This is a genomic window from Spirosoma sp. 209 (assembly GCF_002006735.1).
GTDB classification, from domain to species: domain Bacteria; phylum Bacteroidota; class Bacteroidia; order Cytophagales; family Spirosomataceae; genus Spirosoma; species Spirosoma sordidisoli.
This window is the reverse complement of sequence record NZ_MVEC01000031.1, coordinates 1-12,993: the sequence shown is the minus strand read 5'-3', so window position 1 is coordinate 12,993 and position 12,993 is coordinate 1. Positions and strand designations below refer to the sequence as shown.

Here is a 12,993-nt window from a genome sequence, read left to right as displayed (position 1 = left end):
ATTATTTTAATATAATACTTACTAAACTAATTAATAATTATTTATTGTTTGTAATTATTTATTATTATAAATGGTAATTATTGTATTTATTAAAGAAAATACTTATTAGGTGCTTGACTTATTTTTTATTTCACATAAAATTGTAGTGGCAAACAAACTCAAGAAAGTAATGGCAAAACTGATATCTGTATGCACACAGAAGGGTGGGGTAGGGAAGACTACCCTGACGATGTTGCTGGCAACTTATTACCACACAACGATAGGCAAACCCGTAACGGTCATTGACGCTGACTTTCCGCAACACTCCTTCGATGCAACGCGCCGGTCAGAGCTGGCCAGTGTTCAGAACGATGAGGAGTTGCAAAGCCTGTACGTTACCCTGTACCCGGAGTTGAATCGGGAGATGTACAAAGTGTACCGGGGTTCGCTGGAAGAACTCGCTATGTTTCTGGCTGGCCTGAAAGAGAAAGGGGATGATGAGTTGGTCTTTATTGATATGCCCGGGTCGATGAACGTGAAAGGGTTCGACCGGGTCGCTTCTCAATTGGACTACATAATCCTTCCAATGGAAGCCGACAAGATGACGTTCACGGCGGGCTTGCAGACGCTGGACCTGTTCGACAAATTCCGGGAAGCGAAAGGAGCGAGCTACAAACTGTTTATGCTGTGGAACAAATACAAAAAGTCGGAGAACCCCAGTCTGATGGAGGGTATCGAAACAATTGTCCGGGAACGGGGCAATGTCCAAATCCTGAAATACCGGGTAACCGATTCCGTATCCTGGAAGCGCGAACGCTCTACCTTGTTCCCAAGCGATAAGATCAAGGGGTTGGCCGAGGAACTGACGAAAGAACTGACAATCAAACAAACTGTAGCATAAGCACATGGCAAAAACTACCAAAAAATTAGACGAGTCGTCGCTCCGGGCCATGGCCACGCTGGCTACCTCATCCTCAGACCTGAGTAAGTTGCAGGAAAACTTTGGCTGGAACACCGCCGAAAAAAAAGACGAGCAACCAGTAGCTACAGCCATAACGGAAGAGACCCCTCAACCAGAGCCGGTAGCGGAAACGCCGGGGGCTGTTACTGAGGAAATAGTGGCTCCGGCAGTGGACGTACCCGTTAAAGCATCAAAGGAGTCGGTTAGTAGCGGGGTTTCCGAAAAGAAAATCGAGAAATACGCCAATAGCTACCTCCAGCCGATCAAGGGGTTTGAGCGGCCGACAAAGGTGGCCTACATCTCGAAGCGGTCACACTCGCACATTACGTTTTTACAGCGGTATGCTGAATTGACGGGCAGCAAAGTTTCGTTACAGGAAATCATGGAGAACATTTTTCGGCAACACTTTACCGAACACAGGGCTGAAATGGACACGATGCGAACCACGTTAGAACAAAAAGAAGCACAACTACGCGAATGGTAACTGTATGGATTAGTGTATCCCTGCTGGCACTGACGGGCTGGCAGGGATATCGGTTAGGCCGGGAGTACGGCTGGTGGGGGAGGGCAACCGTGCCGACTGCCCCAAAAAATGATCGGGAAGTGTCGGCGAATCCGTTACCCGATTCTCCAGTGACAACCGGGGAGGGGCTGGGCCTTTCTAAAACCAATTTCAATCGGCTGTTGGTTGGTTATGCGCCTGAACAGGTTTCCGGCACCGAGTTGCCGCAAAGGGGCAGCAAACCAATGTGCAACGAGACAGCTCCCGAACTGGAAGAGGACGTACCCGTAACTGAGCCAGCTACAACCCTGAATGGTATGACGGACACCAAGCCTACGGATGACTACCCGGAAGAAACGGATCAGGTGCCGACTGGCTGTAGCTGGATGGACGATGAAGATGTGCCGCTCATTGACGGAACCACCCAGGAAGAAACAATCGAAACAGGTGGGGTTCCCGTGACCGAGTACATCAAGCGGGTGCGGACGGTTCAGAGAAAAATGAATCAATTGACGCAACGCCGACAAGCCGACTCAACTTTCATGAAGCAGGAACTTGGCCTGCTGATCCAGACGTATCAGCTTGAAAATGACAAGTCGTTGGATTGGTTGTTCCTCCAACAGGGGCCAAAAGTCGGTACAGATTACGGTACGTTGTTCGACCGGATTGAGAGTTTAGCCGCTTAAAAAATTTTGCCCCAATTAAAATGTATTATATATTAGCGGCATAATTTTAATATATACAACAAATGAAACAGTTCTTTTTGGGCGTTATGGTAGGTGTCGCGCTGATTCTATGGAGCCATCAGCTTATCGCCCAAGATGAGCTAAAGCAGGCGGTGGAAGGCGCAACGACGCAAATCACGAATGCGAAGGCCGGAGCGATTCGGCTGGGGAAAGGCGTAGCCGCCGTAGTGGGAGTAGTCGGGGCCATTGCGGTATATAGCAAATGGTCGAACGGAGAAAGTGATGTACGGAAGGCCAGTGCTTCCTGGTTAGGCGGGTTGCTGTTCATAGCTATCGCCTTCGTGATTCTGGAATCAATTTGAATGAACCGCCATCGGGGTTCACAACGTCAATCAATTACCAATGCAAAACCGCTTTAACCAATCGAAGGGAGGGAGCGCGGCCCAATTTATCGCGCTGATCGTTGCCGGGGTGCTGGTGGCCAACATGGCCCCGGCTCAGGGATTGAGTACTCAGGGGCTGACTACAGCCGCTACCGAAGTAAAGGGAGCCTTCACAGTCGTGACCAACCTGATGTATGCCGTTTGTGCCATCATCGGCATTGTCGGAGCCATCCAGGTTTATTCAAAATGGTCGAACGGAGACCCCGATACGCGGAAGGCAGCCGCATCGTGGTTTGGCGCACTGATCTTCGCCGGATTGGTGGTGGTGACCCTAACCGCCGTATTCGGAGCGTAAGATGTTTCGCGTCAACAAAGGGGTTGATCGCCCGCCACAGGTACTTGGCATTCGGGGGATGAATTTTCTGATGGTTCTGGGCGGGGCGGCAGTCGGGTTATTAATGGTCAGTACTATCATCATGATCGTTACCGGCTGGTCGGGTTTGTGGTGTTACGGAGCGTATCTGATCGCCCTGATTTTCCTTTACGGCCAGTTGGTTCGCATCTCGCGGATACATGGCGAACGCGGTATGGCCCGGACACAAGGGCGAGGCCGTCAACCGAAGTTGATTTTGGTACGGAGTTCAATGGTATATAAACAGCTTCGGCATGAATGTAAAAAATAACGGGGCTACGTCAGGCCGGGTCGCTGGGCGGGCTATACACGAGGTGTTTCCACTACGGGCCATTGAGCAGGATTGTCTGATTTCGGTGCATGGCGATCTGACCGTTTGTTTCGCCGTCAGCCTGCCCGAAATCTTTACGCTCAACGCCAGCTTCGAGGGGGTAGGGGAGGGGCGCGTCGAGCAGGGCGACTATATTGCCCTCTGCAACGTATGGACCAAAGCGATAGGCGTACTGCCGAGTTACACGATTCTGCATAAACAGGATTGGTTTGTGGAGGAAAGTTATGATGCGTCGAAGTCCGAAATAGCCGACCGTCAGGGTACATTTCTGGACAAGGCCAGCGAACGGCATTTCAACGAGCGGCCTTACCTGCACCACGAGTGTTATCTGTACCTGACCAAAACGCATCCTGAACGGCGCGATGTGGGGGCCGTGATGACATCGCTGACGAAGGGGCGGTTGGTGGCAAAAGAGGTCGGCGAAAAGCATAAAGTCGAGGAGTTCTTTAACAGCGTAGAACAGTTCGTGTCCATTCTGGAAAGCAGCCGACTGATCGGCCTTCGGCGACTCAAAGCGAATGAACTGGCGGGTACGGACACACAGGCCGGACTCTTAGAACGCTACATGAGTCTCTCGCTACGGGATGAGGTAGTGACGCTGGCTGATCTGGAAATGAACGAGGAACTACGGGTAGGCGGCAAATACACCAAGTTCTACACGATCTCGGACATTGACGACTTGCCGGAGTGGGTTCATACCAACAACCGGGTCGAGGCCCTGTCAACCGAGCGGTCAAACGTATCGGTCAGCTACGCGGCTCCGGTATCGCTGATGCTGAATTGCAACCACATTTACAATCAGTACATTTTCATTGAGGACAAGCAGGCAGCCTTTCCGAAATTGGAGCAACGGGCCACGCAAATGCGGTCGCTGGCCAACTTTGGCAAGGACAACGAGGTAAATGCGATGCTCCTCAACCAGTACCTGAGTTATGCGGCTGAGACGGGGTTCACGCCGGTAAGGTCACATTTCAATATCCAGGTATGGACGGAGGATAAAAGCCGGTTGCCTGTACTCAGAAATCTGGTTTCGTCGGCCATTGCCAAACTGGGGGTACGTCCCCGCGAAAACACCAAAGACGCGCTGGGGCTGTTCTGGGCAGGTATTCCTGGCAATGCCGCCGATATGCCGGGCGAAGACAAATATTGGTCGTTTGTCCCGCAATCGGTCTGCCTTTTGAATCAGGAAACGAACTATTACGATTCGGTTTCGCACTACGGCGTGAAACTCGTCGAGCGAATGAGCGGCAAACCGTTGTTAGTCGATTTATCTGATCTTCCAATGAAAAAGGGATGGGTGACAAACCGGAATAAGTTCATTCTGGGGCCAACGGGGAGCGGTAAGTCGTTTTTCACCAACCATGCCCTTCGGAGTTTCCACGTGCAGGGCAGCCACGCCGTCATTGTCGATGTAGGCCACTCGTACCGGGGATTGTGCGATATGCTGGGTGGAATGTACCTGACGTATTCGGAAGACGAGCCGATTAACTTCAATCCGTTTTTCATTGAGCATCGCGCCCTGCCCGAAGTCGAGAAAAAAGAAGCGATTAAAGTGTTGCTTCAAACACTCTGGAAGCGAAGCGATGAGCGGCAAACGATGTCGGAGTACACCGCGCTCTCGGATGCCGTAACGCAATACTTTGAAGCGTATCTGCCCGACAACCCGGAGGTTTTTCCCTGCTTCAACTCGTTTTACGAGTTTATGCAAACCGACTTCCCGCGTTACTTGGCCGAACACAAGGTACAGATTGGCTATTTCGATTACGACAATTTCATCTACGTGTTGCGGCCCTTCTATCAGGGTGGCGAGTACGAAGAGTTGTTGAACAGCGCGGTAAACATTGATCTGCTCAACGTGCCGTTCATCGTTTTCGAGCTGGACAATATCAAGGATCACCCGATTCTGTTTCCGGTCGTGACGATCATCATCATGGACACTTTCATTTCCAAGATGCGAAAATTGAATGGGGTACGCAAAATCATCCTGATTGAGGAAGCGTGGAAAGCCATTATGAAAGATGGCATGGCGGAGTATATCAAGTACCTCTACAAAACGGTGCGGAAGTTCTTCGGCGAAGCCTGGATCGTAACTCAGGAAGTGGACGATATTATCGGCAACAAGATTGTCAAGGATTCGATCATCAATAACGCCGATACCAAAATTCTGCTCGACCAGCGGAAGTACCGGAATAAGTTTTCGCACGTAAAGGATTTGCTGGCCCTGACCGACAAAGAGAAGGATTTATGCCTGTCGCTCAACCGCGACCTCGACCCCAGACGGAGATACAAAGAGGTCTTCATTTCATGGGGCGGGCAGGAATCAAAAGTGTATGGCGTCGAAGTATCGACCGAGGAGTATCTGGCCTACTCAACCGAGCAAACCGAAAAGTTGCGCTTGGAAGAGAAGGTCAAAGCCCACGGCGGTAACTACGATCTGGCCCTGCGCGACTACGCCGACGAGTTTAGGGGCAGTCGCTAAATCTGTTGACTTTACTGAACCTGTACCGATGCAGCCCAAAAACCGACTGCTCTTGACCGGATTATGCTTTTGCGGGATGATAAGCCCCGTTTTGGCCACTGTAAAGGCCGTACCAAATGACTTACATCACTGGACTGTCAGTATGCGCTCCGACACGACGAATCCGGCACCGAACTATCCTCAGGGACCGCCCAGGGGATTGGCGGGCGGGCTTGCCGACGATCTATCAAGTGAGATTGAGAATATCATTGGCGAAACCGAAAACGCTATCATGCAGGGTATTCAGGATGAACTGAATGACCTGCTGGGGAATGCGCTGGGTCAGTTGTTCGATGTCTCGCCGATTTCGGCTGTCAAATCGCTCCAAACGATGGTGAAAGATGGACTGTCGAAACAGCAGAAAATTGAGTACCAGAACTACAAGGTGGACTATGCCTGGAAGAAGGCACACACGGATTTGTCGCCTGCCTTTGCGACGTATTACAAAGAGTTGAACCTCAATCAGCTCACCGATGCGGTTGGGGCCAGCAAAAAAGCGGCTGAGAAATTCCTGAACACAGCCGCATTCACCGCCAAAGAAGCAACTGCAATGCGTCAGGCATTGAGCGAAGTGGCGGACACCCGCGACCTGGAAGCCGAAGTAAAAACAGTGGTCAACCTCGGCGGCAAACCCATCTGGATGTCGGAGGGAGAGCGGTTGTCAGCGTTGAATGCGGTGCGAACCGACCTATATGACCGGATCAAGCGGATGAACCAGACGCTGAGCCTGATCCGGGCAACGTATCAGTTCCGCTCACGGGAAATTGCCAAAAATGCCTATCGGCAGGGCCTGTACAAACGCGACTCGAACCTAAACCGCACGGTCGGCACCCGCGCCACAACCTATCAAACCCGATGAACCGACGACTTTATTTGGGGTTAGGGCTGGTCTTGCTAATCAGCACAGCCCAGACGCAAATGCCGTCCGCCAATCAGGTTCCTACGGGTAATCGGGGCAGTGAGGTGATTCAATCGGAGATTGACCAATTGTTGTCCGTTTCGGAACAGGACATCATGGCCGGACTTAAAGATGCCGGCATTGACTATGGCGAATTGGTGAAAGAGAAAGTCATGGACGAACTGATGAAAGGCATTGCGAATTTGAGCGTCCTGGCTCCGGCAGCAACGAAAATTATGGATGCTTATCAAAAGGAGAAAAACAAGGATTTGGCGAAGGCTATCGAAAAGCTAAAAAAGACGTGGAAAGATGGTCAGGAACGCATCAACAAAATCCGGTATCAGGATTTCAAGGTCAAATACGCCTACCAGCAAGCCATGAACAAAGCTCCGGTCGATGTGCTGCGCGGGCAACGCCGTCAGGCGGTGAATGAATCCATCGATGCCTTGTGGACCGATGGCCTGCCCGTAGCTATCACCATCACCGATCCGGTGAATGCCCGGCTGATGAAAGAGGAGATTGATGCGCGGTATCCTCCCGACTATGACATTGGGTGGACGGTCCTGGCCTCGGCCCGCTCGACGCTGCTGGCCGATGACAAAATACTCCAGGCGAAGATGAAGCTCGTCGAAAAGCAGGGGCAAACGGCTTATCTGTCACCCGCCGACCGGCTCCGGCTGCTCCGGGAAGTGGATAAAGAAAGCAAAGCCCGGCGAACAACCCTCTTGACAATGGATAAAGTCACATCGCAGGGACTGGACTATTACAAGTACAAACGAAACCGAAAAGCGTACCAGACGAAGAATCTACGGACGCAGTCATACCGCTAACCTCAACCATTATGCAGGCTATACTATTGGTCGCCCCCGTATTAGAAACAGCTATTGACGAAGTATTCACCCGCTTTGCCGATGCGTTTGGGGCATTGGTGGCCTTCGGCCAGGCCATTGGGTTCTGTGGTGCGCTCTGCTATGTGTTTTACCGCATCTGGGGGCATATGGCCCGCGCCGAACCAATTGATGTGTATCCGCTGCTCCGGCCATTCGCCCTGGCACTCTGTCTGCTCAGTTATCCGCTGTTGGTAAAAGGCATGGTCGGGATTGGGCGGCTGTTGGACAAAGGCACTGGCACGATGGTAGCCAGCCAGAAAGCCGAGGTCGAGCGGCTGAATCAGGTCAAGAAAGACAAAGTCCGCGAGAATTGGGATAAAATTCTGATTCCGCCCGGCGAAGATGGCGAGATCGGCACTTGGGATGTTATGCGAACCATTTTCGGGCCAACCGGAAGCGGCAATAGCTTGGTAGGGAATGCTGTCAGTGGAGTCATGCAATACTACTTCGACCAGTTTTTGAGCTGGCTGGGGGAAATTTTCTATGATCTGGCGGCTATCTACATCAAGCTCATCAGCACCTTTTTTCTGATTGTGCTGGCCCTCACCGGGCCGATCACGTTCGGACTGGCCACCTTCGAGTGGTTCTATTCGGGACTCGCGGCCTGGTTCTCGCGCCTGATTCACATCCTGCTGTATATCCCTTTAGTCAACATTTTGGGGGCTATTCTGGAGACGATTCACATTTCGATGCTCACGCAGGATTTGGCCGTTTTCGACGAACAGATTCGCTCCGGTAATACGGGCATGGGTTCGTCGGACTGGGGGCTGATTATCTTTTATTTCATCGGAGCCGGGGCCTACCTCTCCATTCCGAAAATTGCTTCTTACGTCATCGAATCAACGGGCGTGGGCGATGCCATCAGTTCGGCGACGCAACCTACGGCGATGGTAGCCGGGGCCACTACCGGACAGGGAGCCGGGGCTGGAGCAGCATCGCTCGGACGGGCCGTGGCCAGCGCGTTCTCCGGTTCCGCCAAATCTCAACCAACGACAAACAGCATCTGATTATGAACGGACAATTTCGCTACCTGACCAACTTAGAAACCTCGTTCCGCATGGTGCGCTGGGTAGCCATCATCGCCATTGTCGGCAGTCTGGCCTTTGGGCTGGGCGTGGCCTACTGGGCTTTTTCGGAGGTGTCGGCGAGTCGGCAGAAAGTGTATGTACTCGACAACGGCAAATCCATCATGGTGGCCCTGGCCCAGGAGCAGAACATCAACCGCCCGGCTGAAGCCAAAGACCATATCAAGACGTTCCACCGACTGTTTTTTACCCTCGAACCCGATGAGAAGCAGGTCGAGGGCAACATTCGAGAAGCCACGTACCTGGGCGACCGCTCCATTGTTCGGCTGTATCAGGATTTGCAGGAGGCAGGGTACTACGGTCAGTTGATTCAGGGCAACGTACACCAGAAGGTAGAAATCGATAAAGTGGATGTTGATTTCAGCCAGTCGCCGTACCGGGTGGTTACGAGCGGCCGTCAATTATTGATTCGGGCCAATAACATTACGATCCGCAAGCTCGTCACGGAATGCTTCCTCATCGATGTGGCCCGCACGGATAACAATCCGCATGGTTTCATGATCGAGCGGTTCAAGGTGGCCCAGAATCAGGATTTGCAAACGATTCCCCGGACAGATCAGCACAGCCACTTATGAGCCAGCGAAATAGAGCCACTCTCATTCGACCAGGCTATCGACGGCTTTGTCGACGGCGGTTGATACGGCTCATTCGTACCTGGGAAAGCCGCCCGATCAGACAACGAAAACGCGAAGTGCTGGCGGGATTTGTGGGGTTGCTTCTTCTCGGTTGCTGGTCGGTCAGCAGCAATGTATCGAGCCAACCACCGGAATTACTACACAACTCATTTCGGCTGTCGAGCCAGGAATCCAGCGCGCTTAATCACTCAGTAACCCAACGCAACCCTCATGAACGCAACCGATCCGACTCAACCAGACGATCTGGTCAACGATGAACAACCCTATTACGCCGACATTTCTTACCAGCCCGAAACACCGGTCTGGACAACAGAACACGCCGAAATGCCTACTGATTGGCCAGCCGTGGCGACCGGTACCGGCTCCCCGGACAGGCCGGAGCGGGTGGTGCACGGTTCCCCGCCGGGACATACCGAACGCCCCGAAGTGCCAAACCGCCCAAAACCATTTCGGGAAGTACTGAACGATAAACGGTTTTGGATGGTCGCCCCGGTGCTGCTGATCGCGTTAGGGTCAACGGTTTATTTTTTGGTACGTGGCACTCAAAAGCCGCAGGAGCCACTCATCAACCGCGTGAACGCAACCATTCCGACCGCTCAGACGGATAGTGTACCCAAATCAAAGTTAGAATTGCAGGCAGCCGAACAACGCCGGGACAAGAATGGACAATCCAGTGTCAACGGGATGCAAACCGGTGTTTCAGGATCGTTACCGGCAGAAACAGCAACCTCCGGCCTTCCGGCAACCCTCGACCCTTACCTGTACAAACAGAAACGAACGCCGGAAGCTACTGACCCTGAATTAGCGGCAATGGATTCGCTATATAATCCGTCGGCACCCGTGCGCCATCAGGCCGGTGGTCGTACTCGTTCAACGGGCCGACCACGCTCGATGCCCGCCAACATTGAAGCTTCGTTACCGGATGAATTTGATGAGGATTTACGCCCGCGCGATGACCAGAAACAGGTAGATGATCGTCAGCGGTTACTGGCCCTGTTAGCTGAATACAAACGCGATAAAGAAGCTAAAGCCGCTGCTTCCCGCGAAGGGGAACGCCCCCGGAAAGCCGAGTCGGGCGCGGTGGTCTCGACGCTGGGCGAAACGGCTAATCGGCGATGGAATGGTTTTTACGGCTTGTACTCCTCCGATCAGAAAGGGCAGCAGGAAGCGGCCCTGACCGAAGACCTCGGCACTATCCGGGCCGTGATTCACCACGATCAACAGATTACGGATGGGGGACGGGTACAACTTCGGTTGCTGGAGCCGGTGACATTGCGGGGTATTAATATTCCGGCTAATACAATCATTTACGGGGTGGGTAGCTTTGGCTCCGAGCGCGTCAGCATCGGTATCAGCAACCTGCAATACGAAGGCCGTATTTTCCCAATCAAGCTCACGGTTCACGACATGGACGGTATGCCGGGCGTATTTGTCCCAAACGTGCTGGCTGCCCAGGAAGGTAAGCAACTACTGGGGCAGGCAGTCGGCGGAGCCAACTACAACCTGAATGGAACGTCGGCAACGAATGCGCGAACAGCCGCCACTATGGCCGGCATCTCAGTTGCACAGTCGGGCCTGTCCGGTGCGCGGGGGGTATTGCAACGAAAAATTACGCAACAGAAAGCAACGCTGAAAGGCAACTATTACGTGCTGCTCAAATGAGCCGCCTAACCAAAAACGTCTCTCAATGAAACGACTTATTTTCTCCGTCAGTGCGCTGCTGATGCTGTCAGCTCCCGCCTTCGCCCAACGCCAACCAAACCTCATCAAACGAACATCTACAAAGTTGCTGGCCAAACGGAATTTAGCAACGGCAAATCAACCCGCCCGATTACCCGCTCCAGCGGAGGCTCCTCAACCCCAGACAGTTCAGCTAACCCGGCTCATCCGTCTTGATAGTGTTCGCCTGGTATCAGCCGGGCCTGTTACATCTCAAACGGGGGATATTGTGCCGGCATCACTGGCCGTTCGTACCACGCCGGAAGTTCCTATTCATCAACAGAACATAATCCGGTCGTACTACGTGGATTTGGCCTACAACAAAACGGTCTCAATCATCTTTCCCACCGCCGTTCGGTCGGTGGATTTAGGTAGCCGCAGCATCATGGCCGACAAAGCCGCTGATGTCGAGAATGTGTTGAAAGTGAAGGCATCGCAGATTGGTTTTAACGAGACAAATTTTGCGGTGATGACCGCCGACGGCAAATTCTACAGTTTTGTAGTCAACTACAACGAAACCCCAACTGTACTGGCCCTCAACCTGGCTGGAACAGCCACTACGCCGGAACAGAACCGCCTGGAGCAGGTGAGTTTAGACAATCGCACTCAATTTATGAACGGAACCAATGAACAGGAAGGTAGTATTCAGTTCGCTGGTGTGAAGGCAACGCAGTCCGACATTGTTTATGCTTGTGACCGCATCATTCAGCACCGGGGGCGGGGCAAGCGTGGAGCCGAAGCAAACAAGATGAAAGCCCGGTTACGCGGCCTATTTGTGAAAGAAAACGTGCTGTACTACCGGCTGGCCATCGAGAATAAATCGAACCTGAACTACGATATTGATTATGTCCGTTACTTCGTGGTGGACAGCAAAACGGCCAAGCTGACCTCGCGGCAAGAAATTGAACTACGTCCGATTTACGTACATAATGAGGCCATCACGACCGTGCGCGGCCACCAGAAAGTAGAGCGGGTGTATGCCTTCCAGCGGTTCACCATCCCCAATAACAAGCAGTTACTGATCGTGATGGGCGAGCAGGGAGGTGGGCGCGACCTCACCTTTACTGTTCAAAATCAGGACATTATGAAGGCAAGAACGCTATAACCAGTCATCACCCTGTAAATGCCGAATGCCCCGCTTATACGGGGCATTCAGTATTTATGTAGGTTTGTATTACCGGCGCGTCTGCTGCTGGCGCAATTGCCTTTGCATCTCGTCAATGTCCCGTTGCAGCTTGCTGACGCGCTGTCGCTGGCGTTCCTGCATGAAACCCCGGACAAAGAAAAACAGGAAGAAAACCACAAATCCGATTACCATCTCGCACACTCCTTTCTATCCAACGAACGGATTTAAGTCTATTGGATTGCAAGGTATAGCAAAGAGAGAATTTTGTCAAGTGTATCAGGTTAGCCGGGCGAATTATAGAATCAGCTTCTGCTCCCTTTTGTGAGAGAAATCGCTTTCATTCTCGTAATTTAGCGTGCCTTGGCCCGTTTTGAGTGCGATTTGATTAATGTAAAACTGATTATATAACTGATCATGAAACAGAGCTTATTTCTCTTCCTGCTGGCTATAATTGCTGTTAACTGCACGCATTCCGAAACCAGCCCAGATATAGCTGAAAACTTAGTTGGCAATTATGTCACAACACAGATAGATATGAACCAGCAGGGTTGGGCGGTTGAGGGTGGAATATTTACGATCTCTGACGGGCAAATAACTGTTACAAGAGCGGCATCTTCGTTAGAACAAGTGAATTTAACTTTTTCCTATACGACCAGACGAGTAGGAACCAGTATAACCACTCGGAGTACGGATACTGAACTGATCGAATTACAGCAGGTTAAGGGAGATAATCGTATCCACTTCAAAAGCAAGTCAGATACTTATTTAGGGTTTTGGTCTAATCAAGATGGTCGTATCACGGGCCGTTATTTAAATAAATCATTCACGGCCACTAAGCAATAGCTATAACACCCATTCTTTTTGATTT

Annotated in this window: 15 protein-coding genes; all 15 read left to right on the top strand. The window is 51.9% G+C overall.

Annotated elements, in window-relative coordinates; translation table 11 throughout:
* Positions 1–169 precede the first annotated feature (169 nt).
* The 15 genes from B1C80_RS27735 (at position 170) to B1C80_RS27670 (ending at position 12,968) form a co-directional block, all read left to right on the top strand.
* On the top strand, positions 170–880 hold the full coding sequence (locus tag B1C80_RS27735) for a ParA family protein (RefSeq protein WP_077924468.1): 711 nt from the start codon (positions 170–172) through the stop codon (positions 878–880).
* Between the two features lie 4 nt (positions 881–884).
* Positions 885–1,424 (top strand): DUF3408 domain-containing protein, encoded by a 540-nt coding sequence (locus B1C80_RS27730; RefSeq protein WP_077924467.1) that lies wholly within the window; start codon positions 885–887, stop codon positions 1,422–1,424.
* Positions 1,418–2,128 (top strand): hypothetical protein, encoded by a 711-nt coding sequence (locus B1C80_RS27725; protein ID WP_077924466.1) that lies wholly within the window; start codon positions 1,418–1,420, stop codon positions 2,126–2,128. The genes B1C80_RS27730 and B1C80_RS27725 overlap by 7 nt, the downstream gene beginning before the upstream one ends.
* Positions 2,129–2,190: 62 nt before the next feature.
* Positions 2,191–2,490, top strand: a complete 300-nt coding sequence (locus B1C80_RS27720; RefSeq protein WP_077924465.1) for a DUF4134 family protein — start codon at positions 2,191–2,193, stop codon at positions 2,488–2,490.
* A gap of 40 nt (positions 2,491–2,530) precedes the next feature.
* Complete coding sequence (locus B1C80_RS27715) at positions 2,531–2,866, top strand: DUF4134 domain-containing protein (protein ID WP_077924464.1); 336 nt, start codon at positions 2,531–2,533, stop codon at positions 2,864–2,866.
* A 1-nt stretch (position 2,867) separates the two neighbouring features.
* Positions 2,868–3,194 (top strand): DUF4133 domain-containing protein, encoded by a 327-nt coding sequence (locus B1C80_RS27710; RefSeq protein WP_077924463.1) that lies wholly within the window; start codon positions 2,868–2,870, stop codon positions 3,192–3,194.
* The gene (locus B1C80_RS27705; protein ID WP_077924462.1) at positions 3,178–5,733 is read left to right on the top strand and encodes a TraG family conjugative transposon ATPase; all 2,556 of its coding nucleotides are present in this window, start codon (positions 3,178–3,180) and stop codon (positions 5,731–5,733) included. Before B1C80_RS27710 ends, B1C80_RS27705 begins: the two co-directional genes overlap by 17 nt.
* A 142-nt stretch (positions 5,734–5,875) precedes the next feature.
* Positions 5,876–6,631, top strand: coding sequence for a hypothetical protein (locus B1C80_RS27700; RefSeq protein WP_236648954.1), 756 nt, complete (start codon positions 5,876–5,878; stop codon positions 6,629–6,631).
* Positions 6,628–7,500: a hypothetical protein gene (locus B1C80_RS27695; protein WP_077924461.1), complete on the top strand. Its 873-nt coding sequence runs from the start codon at positions 6,628–6,630 to the stop codon at positions 7,498–7,500. The genes B1C80_RS27700 and B1C80_RS27695 overlap by 4 nt, the downstream gene beginning before the upstream one ends.
* An 11-nt stretch (positions 7,501–7,511) precedes the next feature.
* Positions 7,512–8,567: a hypothetical protein gene (locus tag B1C80_RS27690; RefSeq protein WP_077924460.1), complete on the top strand. Its 1,056-nt coding sequence runs from the start codon at positions 7,512–7,514 to the stop codon at positions 8,565–8,567.
* 2 nt (positions 8,568–8,569) lie between these two features.
* Positions 8,570–9,220: a conjugative transposon protein TraK gene (gene traK / locus B1C80_RS27685; RefSeq protein ID WP_077924459.1), complete on the top strand. Its 651-nt coding sequence runs from the start codon at positions 8,570–8,572 to the stop codon at positions 9,218–9,220.
* A gap of 270 nt (positions 9,221–9,490) precedes the next feature.
* On the top strand, positions 9,491–10,942 hold the full coding sequence (traM, locus tag B1C80_RS27680; RefSeq protein ID WP_236648953.1) for a conjugative transposon protein TraM: 1,452 nt from the start codon (positions 9,491–9,493) through the stop codon (positions 10,940–10,942).
* A gap of 25 nt (positions 10,943–10,967) precedes the next feature.
* Positions 10,968–12,104, top strand: coding sequence for a conjugative transposon protein TraN (gene traN / locus B1C80_RS27675; protein WP_077924458.1), 1,137 nt, complete (start codon positions 10,968–10,970; stop codon positions 12,102–12,104).
* Between the two features lie 18 nt (positions 12,105–12,122).
* Entirely contained in the window at positions 12,123–12,353 is a 231-nt protein-coding gene (locus B1C80_RS28485) for a hypothetical protein (protein WP_161492827.1), read from the top strand.
* A 186-nt stretch (positions 12,354–12,539) separates the two neighbouring features.
* A complete protein-coding gene (locus B1C80_RS27670) occupies positions 12,540–12,968 on the top strand; it encodes a hypothetical protein (protein WP_077924457.1) in 429 nt (142 codons plus the stop codon).
* Positions 12,969–12,993 lie beyond the last annotated feature (25 nt).

Excerpts from the sequence above, each read along its gene's own strand:
- B1C80_RS27735 (WP_077924468.1), top strand. The coding sequence starts at position 170 with ATGGCAAAACTGATATCTGTATGCACACAGAAGGGTGGGGTAGGGAAG.
- B1C80_RS27730 (WP_077924467.1), top strand. The coding sequence starts at position 885 with ATGGCAAAAACTACCAAAAAATTAGACGAGTCGTCGCTCCGGGCCATG.
- B1C80_RS27725 (WP_077924466.1), top strand. The coding sequence starts at position 1,418 with ATGGTAACTGTATGGATTAGTGTATCCCTGCTGGCACTGACGGGCTGG.
- B1C80_RS27720 (WP_077924465.1), top strand. The coding sequence starts at position 2,191 with ATGAAACAGTTCTTTTTGGGCGTTATGGTAGGTGTCGCGCTGATTCTA.
- B1C80_RS27715 (WP_077924464.1), top strand. The coding sequence starts at position 2,531 with ATGCAAAACCGCTTTAACCAATCGAAGGGAGGGAGCGCGGCCCAATTT.
- B1C80_RS27710 (WP_077924463.1), top strand. The coding sequence starts at position 2,868 with ATGTTTCGCGTCAACAAAGGGGTTGATCGCCCGCCACAGGTACTTGGC.
- B1C80_RS27705 (WP_077924462.1), top strand. The coding sequence starts at position 3,178 with ATGAATGTAAAAAATAACGGGGCTACGTCAGGCCGGGTCGCTGGGCGG.
- B1C80_RS27700 (WP_236648954.1), top strand. The coding sequence starts at position 5,876 with ATGCGCTCCGACACGACGAATCCGGCACCGAACTATCCTCAGGGACCG.
- B1C80_RS27695 (WP_077924461.1), top strand. The coding sequence starts at position 6,628 with ATGAACCGACGACTTTATTTGGGGTTAGGGCTGGTCTTGCTAATCAGC.
- B1C80_RS27690 (WP_077924460.1), top strand. The coding sequence starts at position 7,512 with ATGCAGGCTATACTATTGGTCGCCCCCGTATTAGAAACAGCTATTGAC.
- traK (WP_077924459.1), top strand. The coding sequence starts at position 8,570 with ATGAACGGACAATTTCGCTACCTGACCAACTTAGAAACCTCGTTCCGC.
- traM (WP_236648953.1), top strand. The coding sequence starts at position 9,491 with ATGAACGCAACCGATCCGACTCAACCAGACGATCTGGTCAACGATGAA.
- traN (WP_077924458.1), top strand. The coding sequence starts at position 10,968 with ATGAAACGACTTATTTTCTCCGTCAGTGCGCTGCTGATGCTGTCAGCT.
- B1C80_RS28485 (WP_161492827.1), top strand. The coding sequence starts at position 12,123 with ATGCCGAATGCCCCGCTTATACGGGGCATTCAGTATTTATGTAGGTTT.
- B1C80_RS27670 (WP_077924457.1), top strand. The coding sequence starts at position 12,540 with ATGAAACAGAGCTTATTTCTCTTCCTGCTGGCTATAATTGCTGTTAAC.